Below are 17,864 nucleotides of genomic sequence, written 5' to 3'. Positions count from 1 at the left end.
AGCATCCGGCTGACAGGCTCCGTTATACAGCTCTATTTCGCAAACGTTCCTTGCATTTTGGCAGGATCAAAGCTTGCATCCGGCTTCGCCTTCACTTCACCGTTCGCAATCGCTTTGTCCAAAGCCTCGTTATAGCGCTTGTTCAGATCCGCGATCACTTTGTCCAAATCGCCGCCTTCGAGAATATATTTCCAGAAGGCATCCTCGTATTTAACGCCTTGTACGGTCACGGTCGGCACAATCGGCCATACGCCGTCATATTTATTCGGCAGGAAGCCTTCAATGCCGTTAATATCCGGCTTTTTCACCTTTGAGATAATGGAAGGAACCATCGAGATGCCGTAGCCCTTCTCATGATACGGCTGCAAAATATCGTCGCCGTACATGTAATTAATGAATTTCCAGGCGGCGTCCTTTTTCTTGGAATCCTTGTTAATGGCAAGCCACTGGCCGCCGAGGAAGCCGGAAGCCCCCTTGATCGATCCGTCGATCGTCGGCGCAGGCGCCGCAGCCCAGTTGATTTTTGCAGGGAACTGGCTCTTGTACACGCCCGGCTCCGAGGAGAACGATAAGTACATCCCGATCTTGCCTTCGGCAAACTGCGCGCGCAGCGGATCAATATCAAGCGCTTCCATACCAGGCAGTGTGCTGCCGTCGTCGCGCATTTGCTTGAACGCCTTCGTAATCTCTTTAAATCCACTGAAATCATATCTAGCGGTTTTGAAATCGTAGCCGAAGCCGCCGTAGCCGCTTAATTCGGCGATGACCCGTGCGGAGCGGCCCCATGCGCTCGATGGCGTCTTGAAAGGCAGCGCAAAACCGTAAGCGCCTGTCGCTTTCCCCGCAGCCGTCAGCTTCTTGGCGTCCTCGACCAGCTCCGCCAGCGTCGTCGGCGGCTTAGTAATGCCGGCCTTGTCGAACAAATCCTTGTTGTAGACGAGGCGCATCGTGCTTCCGTAGTTCGGGAGGCTGTACATTTTGCCGTCGAACTGGTTCAGGTCAGGCATCACCGGAAACTTCTTTTTCTGCTCCTCGGTCAAATACTCGTCAATCGGGGCCATGTAGCCTTTTTTGTAATACGTCTGGATCGTATTTTCCTTCACCCGGAACACATCAGGCGCCTCGGCGGCGGAGAAAGCCAAGTCCAAAGCTTGGGCATAATCGTCAGCCTTGACGACCAGCTCCACCTCAATATTGTCCTTGTTCGTCGAGTTGAATTTCGCGATCACTTCTTTGATATAATCTGCATCATGCCGGTCCAGCGTCCAGTACGTGATCTTCGTTTTCTCTCCGGGCTTCGCGCCGGTATTACTGGCAGCAGCGCCTTTACCTGCATCGTCCGATCCGCCTCCGCATGCGCTCAAGCTCATGGCCAGCAGTACGCTTACCGCAGTGATAGCTGTCTTTTTCATCTTGGTTTGCCTCCCTTTTTTCTGGTTCTTGTAAGATCTCTTGCTGCTTATTGTAGTGGATTCATCCTCCTTACAACATGAGGCAAAACAAAGAAAAAGGGCAGAAATTCATCATTTCTGCCCAATGTACGCATCCTTGAACTCCGAGGGCGTCTGGCCCGTATGCTTCTTGAACACCTCGCTGAAATAGCGTCTGTGCTCATACCCGAGGGAAAGAGCGATCTCTTGAACCTGGTAATTTTCGATCAACAGCCGCTTCGCCCGCTCGATCCGCTCGGCCGTGACGAACTGGTTCAGCGTCGTGCCGGTCACTTTTTTGAACAGGTTGGCGAAGTGCCCCCCGCTAATACTCATCTGTCTCGCGCAATGCTCGACCGTCAGATCAAGTTGCAGATGCGACCGGATATATTCGACCGCACGGTGAATGAGCTGCGTGGAATCGCTGACCCGCTCCTTCTCGATCCAGGTGCAGCCGGCTTGGCACAAATCCCTCAGCAGCTGCTGAAACGGCTTAATACTGTCGAGCGCTTGACTGCTGCGGTCGCGTATTTGCTGATCATACGGCTGCAGGACGGCAAGCGGCACCAGCTCGTAGAACGTGCGCAGGATAACCAGTGCAAGCTCATAGTACATGCTTCGGACATATTGCGGATCCGGCAGAGGATGGAGCTGCGTGACGTCGTCGAACAAGCGCTCCAGCGCGAGCAGCGATTTGTCCGGGTTGCCTGCCCTTAGAGAAATGAGCAGCTCCTGTTCCTTCGCCTGATCGTATCTCGGGTAAGCCTCCTGCTCCTTCGGCACATCGCCAAGACTGAAAGCACCGTTGCCCCCCGTGTAGAAATGATACGCTAACGCCGATAGCGCTGACTTGTATGATTGCGGCAGCTCGTGTACGGCCTTGACGACCGTACCGACACCGATCGAGATGGTGAACTTGGTGCAGCTCGCTATATTCTCACAGCAAGCCTCCGCAATCCGGCGTGCTTCTTCCTCCAGTCTGCTGTTGATGATGCACGCATAGTAGCTCGGACCGTCGCGAACGACGACGCCACGGGTCTCTCCGTGAATCGTCTCTTCGATGATATTGTGCAGTGCAAAACGGACCAGCTCGATCTCATGAATCGGCTGGGAGGCGTACTTGTCCATAAAATGATCGATTTCTATAATGAGCACCGCGAGCCCCTCCGGCTCCAGTTCGACGTGCATCTCCTGCCAGTAATCCTGCGCTTCCTCAGGACGCAGTTCGTGCTGCAGCAGCCGGCCGCAATATTCTTGGCGCAACAGCGGCAAGCTTTCCTGAACCTTCTTCTCCATCGCCTGAATCCGCTCTTGCCGATTGTATTCGCTCTCGAGCGCCTGCTTGGCTTCGAGCACGACTTTCGTAATTTCCTGTATCGAAAACGGCTTTTTCACAAAGTCAAAGGCTCCCAGCCGGATCGCCTGCTTCGCATATTCGAAATCGGTATAGGCGCTGAGAATAATAACTTTGCATTGCGGAAGCAAATCGATCATGCGCCGGGTCATCTTCAGCCCGTCCATTCGGGGCATGCGGATATCCGTAAGAATAATATCGGGGCGTGTTTCCTGAATAAGTGCAAGCCCCTCTTCCCCGTTCTTCGCTGTGCCTACGACCTTGATGCCGTAAGTATCCCAAGGGATTTTGGTGGCGATCATTTCGACCGTGCTTTTGATATCGTCAATGACGCAGATGTTAAACCTCATATCCGTTGTCGGCATAGTTTTTCTCCCCCTCATGCAGCGTGATGATCAACTGAACCTTGGTCCCCTTCCCCGGCTCGCTATAATAATGGATCGTCGCGTCCTCCCCGTAGAACAGCCGCAGTCGATGCCCGATGTTTCTCAGCGCGTAGCCTTTCTGGGAAACAAGCGGCCCCTCCATCGATTGCAGTACACGGTCCACATCCATACCGATGCCATTGTCCTCGACGGAAACGTATAGCACTTCTTTCGTCCGCCTCAGCACAATCCGGATGCGGCCGCCCTCTTCACGGTCTTGGAAGCCATGCAGAATCGCGTTTTCAACAAGCGGCTGCAGCGTCAGCTTCGGAATGTGGAGCTGCAGGATGGACTCGTCCTCCACATCAATGTGGAAATCGAACCGGTCCTCATAGCAATTTTGCTGCAACGTCAAATAGTTGCGGACATGCAGCAGCTCATCTTCGATCAGCAGAATGTCTCTCCCTTGGCTTAATCCCAGCTGGAACATCGTGGACAGCGATAAAATCATTTCGTTGACAGCCTCCGTATGGCCAAGCACCGACTTGCAGTAAATCGTATTCAGCGTATTATACAGAAAATGCGGCTCCATTTGGGCCGATAAAGCTTTTATCTCCGTCTTCCGCTTCTCTTCTTCTCCCAGCTTCACCGTGTGAATCAGCTTCTTAATTTCGTCGAGCATCAAGTTGAACCGCATCCCCACCTGAGATATTTCATCCTGGTATACACTGTGGAACCGGACGTCCAGATCATTGTGCTCCACCTGCTTCATCAGCATGTGCAGCCGCAACAACGGCCGCAGCAGCAAGCCGGTCAGCATGTTGGACAGCAATAGCGCGAGCAGCACGAATCCCACGATAAAAAGAAGCGTCATCCACTTGATCGCATCGACTTCCTTAAGCACCACCTGCTTGGACTGCGTGTCGTACAAAATCCACCCTTCCCCCACATCGAGTCGGGTGTAATTGATCAGGTAATCCTTGCCGTCAATGACGTAGCTGAAATTACCGCTTTTCTCTTCTCCGTCAAAATGATTTAAAAATGCCGGTGCCAGTCGCCACGAATCCTGCGCGGTACCGCTATCTTGCGCGGTATTGCCTATTACAGGCTGACCCTCCTTGTTAATCAACGAATACCCTGTGGAGCTGCTAACCTGATCGACGATCAGATTTTGCAGGTCCTTCTCCTTAATATTGACGACGATGAACACGTCCTCCACGTACTTCTCTCCGGAGCCGTCGATCACGAAGGAAACGACCCGGTCTTTTCCGTAAAAAAATGAATCCTCATGACCTTCCATCCATACGCCCCGCTGCTTGGATTTGATTTTCTTATACATATCGGATTGATAGTAGGAGCTATCGTTTAACCGCGTATAGGTAGTAGGGTAAAAATCCCCGATCGGCGTTGCGATCAAGACCGATTGAATAAAATCGTCGTTAAATTTCAATTGCGCCAGTATCGGCTGAAGCGCAGATAAACGGGTATAGTAATAGCGCACGTCCCCCCGTGAAACGTCGCGCAGCACCTCGATATAGGGATCGCTCATTTTGAGCGACATGATCAACAGGATAATCTTTTTAAGCTTCTCATCGAGCACCTGCGATGATTTGTTAATCGTATCCTGACTTAGCCGAAGGGCGTTACGCTCCACAATGCTCGAAGAGATGACGTAGGAGCTCCAGCCCGACGCGGCAATCGCCACCATCATGAGGAGGACGAAAGATACCCATATGCGTTTTTTGAAGGAGAGGCGGTACAGCAGCTGCTTCATCGGTTCACACCCCTAAGCCTTAAAAATAGATTGTAAACGAATTCAACATGGGGGAATAAAATTCTCTTTAAAGGCGGTTAAGATGGAAAGGAATTGTAGAATGCCGTCGATAGGCAGCTTTCCAATGGTACGACCGATTTTGGAGAGAGTCATCCGCTTGGGCTTGTCCTTTACAAGGGTAATATGGTAACCGAGCTCCATTCCGAAACGTGTGGTTGATTTAATGCACGTATTTATTTGACCGATCGTTCCTAATAAGTATTGAAAAATATCCGCCTTATTAAGTTAAAGCGGATATTAATTCTTCGGCAATCATATTAAACCTGCTTAAATCCCGAAAACTTCTTGCAAGTAATTGCGCACCTTGTAACGAAGCAAGGAATTGATGGGATCGCACATACGCGGCACCTTCGAAGTTTAGATGCCCTTCACGCCGCCCCTGATCCAACACGCGTTCCAACCATGTTAAATTAGCGGTAAAAAACTGAGCTAACCCTTCTCGCACTTTCTCCGATAAGGTGGCTAGGTCGCTAGAAAGCATAACACTTAGACAAGTACAATAATCTTGAACAGGTCCACTGTAAAGCAAAGTGAATCTGCGCAGTTTTTCCAAATGATTCGGCGTCTCGGAATCGATTTGAGCAATTGTAGCAATAAAACGTCTGTGATACCGTGCAATCAGCGCTTCTCCCAAATCCTCCTTATTGGGGAAATGATAATGAATGCTTGCGGTACGTATCCCTACTTTTTCTGCAATGTGCGCATAGCTGAATCCGTTAAACCCGAATTCCTGAACATACGACTGAGCTGTATCCAGAATAATCTCTGCAGTATTTTTCGTTTTAGTCATACTGTTATTCTACCTTTTAGTAGATTGCGTTTCAATCATTCCGCAAGTTTGAGCTGCTTCCGGTCGGCACTGCCGATACCCAGCGGCAAGCTCAGCGCCCCCAAGAAGACGATGAAAGCCGCTCCGATTAAAGCGGTGAGGTAGCTGCCATTGCCCGAGATCAGATGACCTGCAATGAGCGGCCCGATGATTTGCCCAAAGCCAAAGAAGGTGGTCAGCAAACCAATCGTTTTTCGATTATTCTGCGGATACAAATCCTTGGCAAAAGCAACGAACAGCATCGTGATCCCCATAAAGGTTGCCCCGAACAAGAAGGCGCCCGCGAATACGGCGGTTGAAGAAGGAATAAGAACCGGAATCGCAATGCCGATGGATTGTAAAAACATAGAGACGGTCAAAGTCCACTTTTTTCCCCATCGGGAGGCAAGCATCGACCAAACGACGCACGAAGGCGCTCCGGCGATACCAACCAATATCCAACTGAGCGATGTGATATTCGGAATGCTTGAAACCGTCTTTGCGTACGCTACAAGATAGGTCCCGGTAACAATGTAGCCCAAGCCTTCCAAGCCATAGGCAATCGTCAAACATATCAAGATCCGTCGAACGGCTGAAGATTGATGGTTAAGAGGAGAGCTTGCTGTCTTCGTACCGGAATGCCTTTCCCGTAACGAATACCAGGCCCCCAGACCTAAGATCATACTGATCAGGCCTAGTCCCTTCCATACTTCGATCCAATCGCCGTTTCTGGCGAGCAGAGGAACCGAAAGTCCGGTCAGAAGAATGCCTGCTCCCACGCCTCCGTAGAGTATTCCGGCTTGTAGCGCCGATAAACGATCCATCACCATGCTGGATGTGATGACAAAGACAACCGCACTGGCGAGGCCAGATAAAAACCGGAGCACGAGCCATGCCTCAAGACTGTGGAATTCCCCCATTCCCCAGGTAGTCGCAATACTGACGATTAACCCGGCGAACAGCAGTATGGATCGGCTTTTAACTTGGACTAGCGTCAGGACAAACGCGCCGATCAAATACCCCAAATAATTGCTTGATGCCAGATAGCCCGCACCGGCTGCAGAGAACAGATGGTGTTCCATCATCATCGGCAGGATCGGAGTAAAAGCGAACCTTCCGATTCCCATAGCTACCATCAGTGCCGCAATGCCTCCAAGCAGAACAATCAACGTGTGTCTTCTCATACGCGTTCCTCCTTTCATAATCTTTGGACCGCCTATTCATGATACTATGATTTTTGTTATCATGTATAATACAGAATGATGATGTTAATTATCGTGAATTCAGATATCCAAACCTAAATACACAGGAGGTCTAAATGGACATTCAGTTGCTTAAAGTGTTTTTTACGACAGCGCAAGAAGGAAGTATATCCAAAGCGGCTCAGAAATTAAACTTTGCCCAATCCAACGTCACCCATAAGATTCAACAGCTGGAGGCCGATTTACAGACCCTTTTATTTTACCGCCACAATCGGGGGATTACACTAACCCCTTCCGGGCAAATCCTTGTTTCCTATGCGGAGAAAATATTGCATGTCATTCAAGAAGCCAGACAGGCCGTCGGAGACTCCTCTATCCCCTCAGGTCCGTTACTTATAGGGGCAGTGGAGACAACCGCTGCCGTTCGTCTGCCTAAGCTGCTTACCAAATACCATGCCGAATATCCGGCGGTCGACATCTCTTTAATCACCGGTCCTACCGAGCAGCATCTTCATGCCGTTCTTCATTATGAGCTGTACGGAGCATTCGTGGCAGGTCCTGTGGAACATCCCGATTTGGTTCAAGAAAAGGTAATTGATGAGGAACTGGTACTTGTCACCCCGGTCTCCCATCCGCCCGTCAATTCAATCCATGATGTGCAAGAGCGTACGATTCTCGTATTTCACAGCGGCTGTTCCTTCCGGGCAAAATTAAATCAATTACTCAATGAAGAAGGCATATTACCCGTTAAGTTGATGGAATTCGAATCGTTTGAAACGATAATCGGCTGTGTCAGCGCCGGCCTCGGCATTTCTCTTATGCCGCGTTCTATCGTAGCCGAGCCGGAGCATCAAGGCCGAATCCGCTGCCATACGATCTCCGGCAAGCATGCCATCGTCACAACCGTGTTTATCAGACGCAAAGACGCTTTAATCACCCCCGCCTTGTCAGCCTTCTTATCGGAGATGCGAGCCCATTTTAGTTAAGGCACTGAAATCCTGGTGGAATCCAATCTCCTTCGATGCGACGGTATGACTGCTTACCACTGCAACACTGCCATCGTCTTGAGCGACATATTCTTTCTCGCTCTGGGCGATGACGGCGGTGCTACGCAGTTGCCGATTAGATTCTCCCTTCCTCTAACTCAACGACGCCCCTAAATTGCCATAAACTGCATTAATCGATTAAAGCCGCGGCTTGATTTATGATTTCGTCTACAATTTGCTTGGCTGTATTCTCCGCTGTCAGCATCCGAGTACCCTGCCCCGCCCACAATGACAAATACTCCGCCTGCTGCTGCTTGCCTGCCGCATTACGGATATCGCGAGTTACGGTATTTTGTGTTGGAAATGCGAGAGGGGCTACTCCGCTTGCTTCCCATTGCTGATTAAACGCGTTATTTATTCCACGAGCCGGTCTTCCCGAGAATGCCTTGGTAAGCACCGTACTTTCTTCATCACTCGCAAGCAGGGCCTTTCTGTATGCCGCATTCGTTCCCGATTCAATGGCAGTCAAGAAGCGTGTACCCATCTGCACTCCTTGAGCACCAAGTGCCAGAGCGGCAGCAAGACCTCGACCATCCATAATCCCGCCCGCAGCGATAACGGGAATCGTTACGCTATCCACAATCTGTGGGACAAGCGCCATTGTTCCTATATTCGCTCCCATCGGGTGAACATCAATGACAAATGTACCGCGATGGCCACCCGCTTCACTGCCCTGAGCGACTATTGCATCACAGCCAATCTCCTGCGCAAGCAGCGCTTCTCGTACAGTCGTCACCATGGATACTACCTTAAGTCCAGACGATTTTGCCGCATGCATGAATGGAGCCGGCAATACACCGAAAGCAGTACTGATGACGGGTACCTTCTCTTTTAGCAGCACTTCAAACTGCTTTTCGAACCAATTTGGTGTCTGCACTTCGTTTCCCGATGCGATTGGAATACCAAGATGATTACGCATCTTGTTCAATTCGCTCTGAACTTCTTCAATTCTCGCGTTGTCATCGCCAGGTTGAAATACAAATAAATTGACTCCAAAGGGCGCCGCAGTTAGTTCTCTTATGCGACGGACAGCCGCTCGGATGGCTTCCGGCTCCATGTAGGCCGCCCCCAGAGTGCCAAGTCCGCCCGCCTCGGATACTGCTGCCGTCAGTTCGGGCGTAGAAGGGCCGCCTGCCATTCCGGCGAGAAAGAGCGGATAGCGGATTTCAAATTGTTCGCATAGAGCGGTTTGTAGCGTGATTTTCATTGGATTTCACTCCTTCTTGATTGGATCCTCATCTTATCGCCGTGGGCTTACTTCTAAAAGTATACATACATTTAATAATCGTGAATAATACATAAACATGCTATCTGATATCTTAAAATGAGATATCAGATAGATATTTATTTGATTTTCGCTCTTGTTCACAGTATTCTACCCAACTGAGCACATCGTTAAGCAACTCGAGCGGCAGAGAAGACGTCATTGACCAATAAGTGGTTAGCGCCAATCACTCGATGAGGGGTAAGCAGAAATAATTGCATCGTCAAACGGTTAAATATTTGCATAATTCTTGCTCTACTCGGTTTGGAAAAAAGGCGCTTTATTCATATAGATAATATCGATTTTCTCATGCAGAGGACCGTTTGCTTCAGTTCTCTCCTTAAGGTCCAGCCATTCAGGATCTTCCATAAAGGCCTGGAAGTTTCGTTCGCGCGAAGCCGCGTCCGGATGCACAGAGAACGCACGGATACCGTCAGCATACAGCAGCCATAAATGGGCTGCCACCCTATTTGGGAAAGCTCTTATTCCACAAGCTTGATTTTCACATCGATGTTGCCTCTTGTAGCTTTGGAGTACGGGCATATTTGATGCGCCGCTTCAGCAATCTCTCTAGCCACTTCCGGAGTCACACCGACAATTGTCACATCAAGCTCCGCCGCTAAAGCATAGCCGCCGTCTTCGGTTTTGCCGATGGTCACATGGGCAGTTACCTTTGTACCTTCAGCTTTGATTCCCTTTTGGCGAAGCGCTAGACCAACTGCGCCATCGAAACAAGCGGAATATCCAGCTGCAAAAAGCTGTTCCGGATTCGTTCCATGAGCGCCAGATCCGCCGAGCGCTTTAGGCATTGTGAGATCAAGTGAAATGACCTGATCAGAAGAAACCACTTTTCCGTTTCTTCCTCCAACTGCTGTTGCTGTACCTGTGTATAAGTTTTGCATGTAAGTTTCCTCCTTAATGAGTATCTACATATTTAATGTATAATGACAAACACGACTGCGTTGGCGAACCTGCCGGATCAGCAAGGCAGAACCTACTGCCCATGAATCCCCGACAAGCATGCCATGATCACAATCGTGTCATCAGGTGCAAAAACGCTTAATCACGCCCGCATTGTCATCTATCTAACGATTACTTCCTCTTATCGGCAAGCTGCTTACGATACTCCAACGCAGGTAGTCCACCCCAACCCCAATTATCGGTGTCAACCTCTTCGATAACTACGAAGGTAGATTCTAACGGCTTGTTCAGAACGTTGAGCAAAAGCTCGCTAACCCCTTTAATGAGCGCCGCCTTTTCTTCCGCCGTGATAGACTGACGATCTGGTGCTGTGCCCTCGCGGGTCACTTGGATCGTAACGATCGGCATGGATATTCTCCCCATTCGAATTGGAATATTTAGTTATTTAGTATCTGCTGCTATATTTGCTTAGTGACCAGCATTTTGTCCACCATCAACATAAAGGGTTTCACCCGTTACGAAGTTGGCTGAATCCAGATATAAGACGGCTTCAACGATTTCATGCGATTCGCCCATACGTCCCATTGGATGTAGTTTAGCAAGGGCTTCGTGTGCTTCAACAGGGTGCATTGGTGTTTTAATGACCCCCGGTGAGACTGCATTCACGCGAATACCTCGGGAAGCATACTCAATGGCTAGTGATTTCGTCGCAGATTTCAGACCGCCTTTCGTCAATGAGGCGAGTACGGAAGGAACGGAAGCCGACGGTTGGTCAACCAGACTCGTCGTGATCGTAACGATGTGTCCCGTTCCTTGTTTCAGCATCTCCGCCACTGCACGCTGGGTAACATGGAAGAAGCCGACGACATTAGTCGATAAATACGTTGCAAGGTCCTCTTCTGAATACTCCGTAAATGGCTTAGACATGAAGATTCCGGCATTATTAACCAACGTATCAACGCGTCCAAATTGAGCCAAACTTTCGTCGATTAAGCGCTGCGCGATCTTAGGATCTGCAACATTACCGGCAACAAACCGCACTTGTTTTCCAGTAGGATCGATTTCTTTTGCAGCCTCAGCCAACTCTTGCTCTCGGCGTCCATTGATAACGACATTCGCGCCTCGATTCACCATCTCAACCGCCATAGCTTTCCCAAGTCCGCTGCTTCCGCCGGTTATTACGAATACTTTTCCCCGAATACTCATTTGTTCATTCTCCTTTTCCCAATTATTGTCCTAAACCGTTTTTCAATGCTTTAGCAACCGATACGGTGCGTTTTGCTTGATGTTCAGCAGCAGCGCGTACGTCTTCCTTCATCTTCCCATTTTGATCCACTGTCACGCTTGTCCCGTATGGGTTCCCTCCGGCAACAAAAACGGATGGATCAGTAAATCCGGGAGCTGCCACAATCGCACCCCAGTGGTACATTGACGTATATAGCTGAAGGATCGTTTGTTCCTGTCCGGCATTTGCATTTTGAGCGGAAGTCATGGCACTGACGACTTTATTCACTGTTTTGCCTTGAGCCCAAAGACCGCCTGTCGTATCTAGGAACTGTTTCAATTGAGCTGGTAAATTACCGAATCGAGTTGGCATGCTAAAAATGATCGCATCCGCCCATTCCAAATCAGCTACAGACACAGTTGGGATATTTTTGGTTTCTTCAAGATGCGCTTTCCATGATGGACTGCTGTCAATAACGGACTGCGGCGCAGTTTCTGCGACTTTTAAAACTTTCACTTCTGCCCCAGCTTGACGACCGCCTTCCGCTGCCCATTGCGCCAATTGAAAGTTCGTTCCATTCGAGCTGTAATAGATGACTGCTAAATTTACATTTGTTGACATTTGTGTAGTCTCCTTTTTAAATAGCTTTTGAATTATGCCCATTGGTATCGCTCCAAACTTTTATTATTATCTGCCGAGTGCCGAATCTCCGTCCGCGGATGCGGATAAATGATCAGAAAGTTATGGCTTTGATATCGTTCTGTAATCCAGCACAGCAGCTTAACTGTTTTCAAACACGTTAATAAATTCACTTGGAGATTGTAGACCGGATAGGCTGATCTCCTCATTAATTACAAAGTAAGGGACCCCCCTGATTCCCAATTTTTGTGCGTTGCGTTGTCCTAATTCAACTTTTTCAAGCCCATCGCCTTTAAGGAGCCGTATTTTGAGTTCAGCAGCATCGTCAGTGACCCCGTTGGATCTTGCTATTTCCACAAGTTCATCCACATCACCGATATTAATACCTTTTTCAAAATATGCCGTATAGATCTTCTCAATCAATTGCTCTTGCAAGTCCTCTGGCGTAACCGCAATTAACTGATGGGATAACGTCGTATTCGGTGTATATTTCACAATATCCATATTAAATGTAAGGCCGAAACGAACACCGGTTTCGTTATACTGCTTCATTCTGGCTTCGAATTGTGCATTACCGCCTAATCTGCCAATCATAACCTGCCGATAATCTTCTCCTTCAGGACGAATACCGGGGTTAAGCTGATAAGCATGCCAACGGACGGTTGCCTTCGTGTCTTCTGGCAATTGTTTCAAAGCGGATCGCAGACTGGTCGTTCCCATTCGGCACCAGGGGCAAATCGTATCCATGTAAACGTCAATGGTCAAGTTTTTCTTCATTATTCAACCACCACTGGCTTTACCGTTTTAATGTGTTGAACGTAATCGATACTGCTCTGTGCCAAGCGTTCCTCCGTCACATCAGAAGTGTCGTTTAGTGAAAAGTGAGGCAGGTAAGTGGCACTAATGAAACGAACAAGTGCTTGTATTGGACTCAATATTTCTTCCAGGGTAACACGATTGGAGCCCCTTGCTTGATACGACTCCTTCGTACCATAAGTCGAGATCGCAACTCCGATTTCTTTACCCACTGTTTTCGTCGCATCCGGCCCATAAGCCCAGCCGTACAGCAATACGGAATCAAACCACTTTTTCAGTAATGGCGGCGTGCTGTACCAATAAAGCGGATATTGAAAAATAATCCGGTCATGCGCCTCAATTAACTGCTGCTCTCTAGAAACATCGATCTTTTCGTCTGGATATGCCTTATACAATTCATGAATAGTGATATCGTCATGCTTTTTCAATTCTTTCACCCATGATTTATTCCAGTTGGATGCTTCGATGTTCGGGTGAGTAACGATTACTAATGTTTTCATTTTAGTTGCTCTCCTTTTCGTAGTTATTTTAAAAATCTTTTTTATTTACGGCCTGTTTCCAGCATGATTCATATATTCTCGAAAAATGATACGTTTTTCATAAAAATACTCTCTTGTTTGTTTACTAAGGGTCCGTCAAGTTCTGTAATTCGTTTTAATTCAATCCATTCAGGATCGTTGCGGAAACGATCATAGTTGAGGTTACGCATTTCCATATTGGCATGCTCGACAATATAATAAAGACGGTTATTTGCCTCATCAATATCTTCCCAAAATAGCGTCACTCTCATGCCATGCTTCATAAATAAGTCGATAACATGATCTTTGAATCTATCTTGAATTACCTGCATCTTGCCAGGATTCACATGATACACTCGCAGCTCGTACAACATCACTTCACCTCCTCCATTTAATAAAATGGTTCGTTACTATTGGTTTCGCTAGAAAAATACCGGCATTGTCCACCAATGTGACGACGGTCCAAGCGCGAAAGTCCCTCGCCGATTAAGCGTTCTGCGATTTGGTGATTCGAAATGTTGCCGGCAATATATGCGACGTGCGCTCATGACTTATTGATTTCTGTTGCAGCCTCTGCAGCGCTTGTTCGCGGCAGCCAATAATGACAGCATTTGCTCCTTCTTTCACCAGTCCAATGGCCACTGCCTATCCAATACCGCTGCTTCCACCTGTAAACACTGCCACTTTACCTTGAAAACTCATGTCTCCATTACCACTTTATATACCTATTAATAGGTAAGTTTTATATTTAAAAAAATGCCGCCTTCTGTTTAGGTTAAAGCGGATATTAATCTTTGGCTATCCTATCAAACCTGCTTAAATCCCGAAAACTTCTTGCAATTAATTGCTCACCTTGTAGTGTAATGTGTTCATGATTTCTTGTCCGCTCGTTCATATTACTACATTCGACGTATCATGCATAATACAGAATAATGATGAATTATATCTGAAATTTAGATACCTAAATCCAAATATACAGGAAATCTAGCTGGTCAAGTGTTTACCGCGACAAAAAGGTGGTGCTGGCTGGGTTTTGTAGAACATCCGAGTTGGTCAGAAAAAAGTCTTAAATGAGAAACTGTAATGCCGCCCCATCTTCGTCCGCCCGACATTTACATCCATAATGTGCGGCTGCCGCGTATTATTCTTTAGCCGCTATTCCTACAACAAATTTAAATCTGCTGCGAGTCCTTATACTGGTGCCCAAAACCAAGTCACACAACGATAAAAACAAAAAAACGAGACTCAGATTATAGCGAGGCTCGTTTTCTAAAATACTATTTTTTTTCAAAAGACCCAATATAGCATTATTGATAATCTGCGTTACAGTTAACAGTATCGTACTAACTTTTAGTAATAAACGGAATTTCCAATGCCGCCGGTAACCGAAATGACATCGCCGCTAATCGATGCCGACAAGGGTGAAGCCAGGAAGGTAACGACATTAGCAATTTCCTCCGCTGTAATCAAGCGACCGAGTGTATTCATTGCCTCTAACTGGCGTAAAGCATCCTCATCAGTAACCCGTTCTCTAAATGCTTCCGTACTTACAATCCCTGGATAAACCGCATTGACGGTAATTCCGTGCTTCCCTAATTCCAATGATGCGGATTTTGTTAAATGGACAACAGATGCATTACGCGGACCGGAACTAAAATAACTGCCGCCTATTCTGGCAGCTAAACCGCTTATATTAATGATACGTCCCCAATTATTTTTTATCATATAAGGTGCTACAGCACGGATACTGCGAAAATAGCCCAAATACTTTTCTTCAAAATCTTTCAGAATAAGTTCATCTTTAATGCTGTTAAAATCCTCTGGCACTTGACCGCCAACACGAGCCCCGCTGTTGATTAGAATATCAATACTCCCCATCGCCGCAACTGAATTTTCAACTAATTTTAGGATAGAGTCAGGATTCGTGGTATCTGCCACAATCGGATAGATATTTCTCTTTGTTTCCTGAGCCAATTCCTCTGCAGCGATTTTTAGCGAGGATTCGTTTCTTGAACAAATCGTACAGTCTACACCTTCCAGAGCCATTTGGCGGGCAATCGCTTTACCAATGCCACGGCTTCCTCCAACAATAAGTGCTTTTTTTCCAGATAATTTTAAGTCCATAGCCGCAACCTCCTAGTTTAAATTAACACGATATACGACATAGTCGAAAGTGATTTTTGTGATTAGTAACTCATTTCTTTATTTAATTCTACCTATAAATAATACTTGAATCAATTGTACTCCCATTAGCAAGCCGCGAGATCCGCACTGCGACATAAACTTAAGCCGTAAACTACGCAAAGCGGAGATTCAAGACCTCGGGCTAGGGTAGATAATCAATTTGGCACACTCCTAGCAGTGTTGAGTTAGGGAATAGACGACAGCGAGGTGTATAGGCAAACTCACTCGGCTACAAAAATAACGTCAAGTGTACGAATAATTTATGGTTTACAGCTATAGTACCAATTATTATTATCAGTTCTCGATTGAAGGCGTACAAACTCATTTTCTGAAAACGGATCCTCAAAAAATTAGCAGAGTCAATCAGCTTAAGTAAACTTGGGCTTGTGTTACCACTCGACCCATGATGAGATATTTTCACTGCGTCAAACCAGATCGGCTCTTCACCATAAAGAGACCTAAGTTCCTGCTCAATAATACAAGGATGAGAATCACCAAGAAACAAAATCTTTTTGCCCATAAATTGCAAAATAAACGCAATAGAACTTCCGTTAGCAGCACTTGTATCCTCAGTGAAAGGGTTTCTTAACAGTGTCTCTAAATTTACTTGGGATGAAGAAACTTTCTTTTCATGATTGATTATAGCACGTGTTTTTTCTCTAGATACAAGAAATTCGAATGCGTCATCAAAAATGTCACCATCGGTGATCTCCTTCTTGTATCCCATTTTGTATAGCGCTCTCTTTCAGTATTCGCCTAATTGTTTAAGCTTGTTAAGTGTTGGGGAAAGCAATGTAAGCTTCACATCGTTGCCAAGATCAATTTCACGTTTATTCTCGACACATACTGCTTGTCCAGCAAAATCTACATTCCACGAATGGCTCCTTTATTTTAGATCATTCTTTTGAACTGAAATCTATCTATTAAATGATAGAATTAATTCGAAAAAAAATCGTTAAATAATAAACGCTTAAACAGTAGACCCATTATTTACTGCAAACAACTGTGCAAGTAACCTAGATCAATCTGAAAATATCCAGCCTAAATCCGCTCTGAATATTGTAGTCACTGTTGTATTCTACCTTTTAATAGATAGAGTGTCAAGCTTGGATTTGAAATGTTATTCTATTTATTATAGATAGATTATGAAAGCAAGAAAATCCGCTTTTATTTAAATTAAAGCGGATATTAGTCCTTCGGCAATCATATTAAATCTATTTTGATCCCGAAAACTTCTTGCTAATAACTGCGCACCTTGAAGTGAAGCAAGAAATTGATGAGCAAGTGCATCTGTAGAACCAGTAAAATTTAATTGACCTTCACGCCGCCCCTGATCCAACACTCGTTTCAACCATTCCAAATTGCTTGTAAACAACTGTGCTATTCCATCTTGTGTTTTACTTGATAAAGAAGCTAGGTCAGTAGACAGCATAACACCCATACAGGTACAATAATCTTTGACTGGGCCACCATAAAGCAGTATGAACTTACGTAGTTTTTCTATATTATTCTGAATTTCGGCATCAATTTGAGCAATTGAAGTAATAAAATTTTTGTGATACCTCTCAATCAGCGCTTCTCCTAGGTCCTCCTTATTAGGGAAATAGTAATGAATACTTGCGGTACGTATTCCTACTTTCTTAGCTATATGAGCATAACTGAAACCATTGAATCCAAATTCCTGTACAATCGACTGAGCAGTATCTAAAATAGCTTCTGCTGTATTTTTATTTTTATTCATCTCTGCATTCTACCTTTTAATAGATACGCTGTCAACCTAATGGGCAGATGCGATCATCTTTAGTATGCCTACTCGATTTGGTAATCTTCCAGCGGTCCCGGCAACACTGCCATTAAGTGTGGTAGGACCGCAACTCCAAGTCGCTCTGCCACCAGCATCGTGGAGAGGCACACTCATAGCGGACATGTGGTTCGAAGCCTTCTTTAACGCACCTTGCATATAAAAGCGAACGAATTCCTGATCCCTCATTAAAGCTCACGAAAGATTCTTCCCTAAACCGGCAGCCCTTTTGATATTAAACTATTTGATTATCCAACTAGCTCAGGATAGGTGATCGTCGTTGCCGAAAGACAACAATGAACTAGCCGGTTGAATAATTCACTCTTGACCTCACGTCGGTTAAACCGATAGCAAAATTCATCGAGATACGCCTGTAAATGTTTTGAATCTAATCCGTGATAAGTTCCGCCAATAAAAGCTTTTGCATTTGAAATAATCGTGTGAAGCCATCTCAGAT

The 17,864-nt window shown here is 46.5% G+C and carries 19 protein-coding genes; 1 reads left to right on the top strand and 18 read right to left on the bottom strand.

Annotation, left to right across the window (positions count from 1 at the left end; translation table 11 throughout):
- Positions 1 to 32 precede the first annotated feature (32 nt).
- From O9H85_RS30155 to O9H85_RS30135, 5 genes are all read right to left on the bottom strand, one after another.
- Complete coding sequence (locus tag O9H85_RS30155) at positions 33 to 1,412, bottom strand: ABC transporter substrate-binding protein (protein ID WP_269885114.1); 1,380 nt, start codon at positions 1,410 to 1,412, stop codon at positions 33 to 35.
- 111 nt (positions 1,413 to 1,523) lie between these two features.
- Positions 1,524 to 3,149 (bottom strand): response regulator, encoded by a 1,626-nt coding sequence (locus O9H85_RS30150; RefSeq protein WP_269885113.1) that lies wholly within the window; start codon positions 3,147 to 3,149, stop codon positions 1,524 to 1,526.
- Complete coding sequence (locus O9H85_RS30145) at positions 3,124 to 4,923, bottom strand: cache domain-containing sensor histidine kinase (protein ID WP_269885112.1); 1,800 nt, start codon at positions 4,921 to 4,923, stop codon at positions 3,124 to 3,126. The genes O9H85_RS30150 and O9H85_RS30145 overlap by 26 nt, the downstream gene beginning before the upstream one ends.
- A gap of 280 nt (positions 4,924 to 5,203) precedes the next feature.
- Entirely contained in the window at positions 5,204 to 5,773 is a 570-nt protein-coding gene (locus tag O9H85_RS30140; protein WP_269885111.1) for a TetR/AcrR family transcriptional regulator, read from the bottom strand.
- A 35-nt stretch (positions 5,774 to 5,808) separates the two neighbouring features.
- A complete protein-coding gene (locus O9H85_RS30135) occupies positions 5,809 to 6,975 on the bottom strand; it encodes a YbfB/YjiJ family MFS transporter (RefSeq protein WP_269885110.1) in 1,167 nt (388 codons plus the stop codon).
- A gap of 134 nt (positions 6,976 to 7,109) precedes the next feature.
- Between O9H85_RS30135 and O9H85_RS30130 the strand changes: the two genes are divergently transcribed.
- Positions 7,110 to 7,979 carry a LysR family transcriptional regulator gene (locus tag O9H85_RS30130; protein ID WP_269885109.1) on the top strand — a complete coding sequence of 290 codons (870 nt, stop codon included), beginning with the start codon at positions 7,110 to 7,112 and terminating at the stop codon, positions 7,977 to 7,979.
- Positions 7,980 to 8,169: 190 nt separating this feature from the next.
- Here O9H85_RS30130 and O9H85_RS30125 read toward each other — a convergent pair whose 3' ends face one another.
- The 13 genes from O9H85_RS30125 to O9H85_RS30065 all read right to left on the bottom strand — a co-directional run.
- Positions 8,170 to 9,246 (bottom strand): NAD(P)H-dependent flavin oxidoreductase, encoded by a 1,077-nt coding sequence (locus tag O9H85_RS30125; protein WP_269885108.1) that lies wholly within the window; start codon positions 9,244 to 9,246, stop codon positions 8,170 to 8,172.
- 312 nt (positions 9,247 to 9,558) lie between these two features.
- Complete coding sequence (locus tag O9H85_RS30120) at positions 9,559 to 9,768, bottom strand: hypothetical protein (protein ID WP_269885107.1); 210 nt, start codon at positions 9,766 to 9,768, stop codon at positions 9,559 to 9,561.
- Between the two features lie 17 nt (positions 9,769 to 9,785).
- Positions 9,786 to 10,205: an organic hydroperoxide resistance protein gene (locus O9H85_RS30115; RefSeq protein WP_269885106.1), complete on the bottom strand. Its 420-nt coding sequence runs from the start codon at positions 10,203 to 10,205 to the stop codon at positions 9,786 to 9,788.
- Between the two features lie 190 nt (positions 10,206 to 10,395).
- A complete protein-coding gene (locus O9H85_RS30110; RefSeq protein WP_269885105.1) occupies positions 10,396 to 10,632 on the bottom strand; it encodes a tautomerase family protein in 237 nt (78 codons plus the stop codon).
- Between the two features lie 60 nt (positions 10,633 to 10,692).
- On the bottom strand, positions 10,693 to 11,430 hold the full coding sequence (locus tag O9H85_RS30105) for an SDR family NAD(P)-dependent oxidoreductase (RefSeq protein ID WP_269885104.1): 738 nt from the start codon (positions 11,428 to 11,430) through the stop codon (positions 10,693 to 10,695).
- Between the two features lie 22 nt (positions 11,431 to 11,452).
- The gene (gene wrbA, locus O9H85_RS30100; RefSeq protein WP_269885103.1) at positions 11,453 to 12,112 is read right to left on the bottom strand and encodes an NAD(P)H:quinone oxidoreductase; all 660 of its coding nucleotides are present in this window, start codon (positions 12,110 to 12,112) and stop codon (positions 11,453 to 11,455) included.
- A 117-nt stretch (positions 12,113 to 12,229) separates the two neighbouring features.
- A complete protein-coding gene (locus tag O9H85_RS30095; RefSeq protein ID WP_269885102.1) occupies positions 12,230 to 12,865 on the bottom strand; it encodes a DsbA family oxidoreductase in 636 nt (211 codons plus the stop codon).
- A complete protein-coding gene (locus O9H85_RS30090) occupies positions 12,865 to 13,404 on the bottom strand; it encodes an NAD(P)H-dependent oxidoreductase (protein ID WP_269885101.1) in 540 nt (179 codons plus the stop codon). Before O9H85_RS30090 ends, O9H85_RS30095 begins: the two co-directional genes overlap by 1 nt.
- Positions 13,405 to 13,472: 68 nt before the next feature.
- Complete coding sequence (locus tag O9H85_RS30085; protein ID WP_269885100.1) at positions 13,473 to 13,796, bottom strand: NIPSNAP family protein; 324 nt, start codon at positions 13,794 to 13,796, stop codon at positions 13,473 to 13,475.
- Between the two features lie 976 nt (positions 13,797 to 14,772).
- Entirely contained in the window at positions 14,773 to 15,546 is a 774-nt protein-coding gene (locus O9H85_RS30080; RefSeq protein WP_269885099.1) for an SDR family NAD(P)-dependent oxidoreductase, read from the bottom strand.
- A 289-nt stretch (positions 15,547 to 15,835) separates the two neighbouring features.
- On the bottom strand, positions 15,836 to 16,333 hold the full coding sequence (locus O9H85_RS30075) for a ComEC/Rec2 family competence protein (RefSeq protein ID WP_269885098.1): 498 nt from the start codon (positions 16,331 to 16,333) through the stop codon (positions 15,836 to 15,838).
- Positions 16,334 to 16,777: 444 nt separating this feature from the next.
- Entirely contained in the window at positions 16,778 to 17,347 is a 570-nt protein-coding gene (locus O9H85_RS30070; protein WP_269885097.1) for a TetR/AcrR family transcriptional regulator, read from the bottom strand.
- Positions 17,348 to 17,655: 308 nt separating this feature from the next.
- Positions 17,656 to 17,864: transposase (locus O9H85_RS30065; RefSeq protein WP_269885096.1), on the bottom strand; the 209-nt coding region annotated here is incomplete at its 5' end.

Origin of the sequence: Paenibacillus gyeongsangnamensis (assembly GCF_027533625.1) — a bacterium.
In the GTDB taxonomy this organism is placed as follows: domain Bacteria; phylum Bacillota; class Bacilli; order Paenibacillales; family NBRC-103111; genus Paenibacillus_G; species Paenibacillus_G gyeongsangnamensis.
Note: the sequence above shows the minus strand (reverse complement) of the source record. Positions and strands in the feature narration are given on the sequence as shown.

Bases quoted from the DNA above. Each gene is read 5' to 3' on its own strand.
- O9H85_RS30140 (WP_269885111.1), bottom strand. From the start codon at position 5,773: ATGACTAAAACGAAAAATACTGCAGAGATTATTCTGGATACAGCTCAG.
- O9H85_RS30110 (WP_269885105.1), bottom strand. From the start codon at position 10,632: ATGCCGATCGTTACGATCCAAGTGACCCGCGAGGGCACAGCACCAGAT.
- O9H85_RS30075 (WP_269885098.1), bottom strand. From the start codon at position 16,333: ATGGGATACAAGAAGGAGATCACCGATGGTGACATTTTTGATGACGCA.
- O9H85_RS30115 (WP_269885106.1), bottom strand. From the start codon at position 10,205: ATGCAAAACTTATACACAGGTACAGCAACAGCAGTTGGAGGAAGAAAC.
- O9H85_RS30090 (WP_269885101.1), bottom strand. From the start codon at position 13,404: ATGAAAACATTAGTAATCGTTACTCACCCGAACATCGAAGCATCCAAC.
- O9H85_RS30080 (WP_269885099.1), bottom strand. From the start codon at position 15,546: ATGGACTTAAAATTATCTGGAAAAAAAGCACTTATTGTTGGAGGAAGC.
- O9H85_RS30130 (WP_269885109.1), top strand. From the start codon at position 7,110: ATGGACATTCAGTTGCTTAAAGTGTTTTTTACGACAGCGCAAGAAGGA.
- wrbA (WP_269885103.1), bottom strand. From the start codon at position 12,112: ATGGGCATAATTCAAAAGCTATTTAAAAAGGAGACTACACAAATGTCA.
- O9H85_RS30125 (WP_269885108.1), bottom strand. From the start codon at position 9,246: ATGAAAATCACGCTACAAACCGCTCTATGCGAACAATTTGAAATCCGC.
- O9H85_RS30150 (WP_269885113.1), bottom strand. From the start codon at position 3,149: ATGCCGACAACGGATATGAGGTTTAACATCTGCGTCATTGACGATATC.
- O9H85_RS30095 (WP_269885102.1), bottom strand. From the start codon at position 12,865: ATGAAGAAAAACTTGACCATTGACGTTTACATGGATACGATTTGCCCC.
- O9H85_RS30145 (WP_269885112.1), bottom strand. From the start codon at position 4,923: ATGAAGCAGCTGCTGTACCGCCTCTCCTTCAAAAAACGCATATGGGTA.
- O9H85_RS30155 (WP_269885114.1), bottom strand. From the start codon at position 1,412: ATGAAAAAGACAGCTATCACTGCGGTAAGCGTACTGCTGGCCATGAGC.
- O9H85_RS30085 (WP_269885100.1), bottom strand. From the start codon at position 13,796: ATGTTGTACGAGCTGCGAGTGTATCATGTGAATCCTGGCAAGATGCAG.
- O9H85_RS30070 (WP_269885097.1), bottom strand. From the start codon at position 17,347: ATGAATAAAAATAAAAATACAGCAGAAGCTATTTTAGATACTGCTCAG.
- O9H85_RS30135 (WP_269885110.1), bottom strand. From the start codon at position 6,975: ATGAGAAGACACACGTTGATTGTTCTGCTTGGAGGCATTGCGGCACTG.
- O9H85_RS30105 (WP_269885104.1), bottom strand. From the start codon at position 11,430: ATGAGTATTCGGGGAAAAGTATTCGTAATAACCGGCGGAAGCAGCGGA.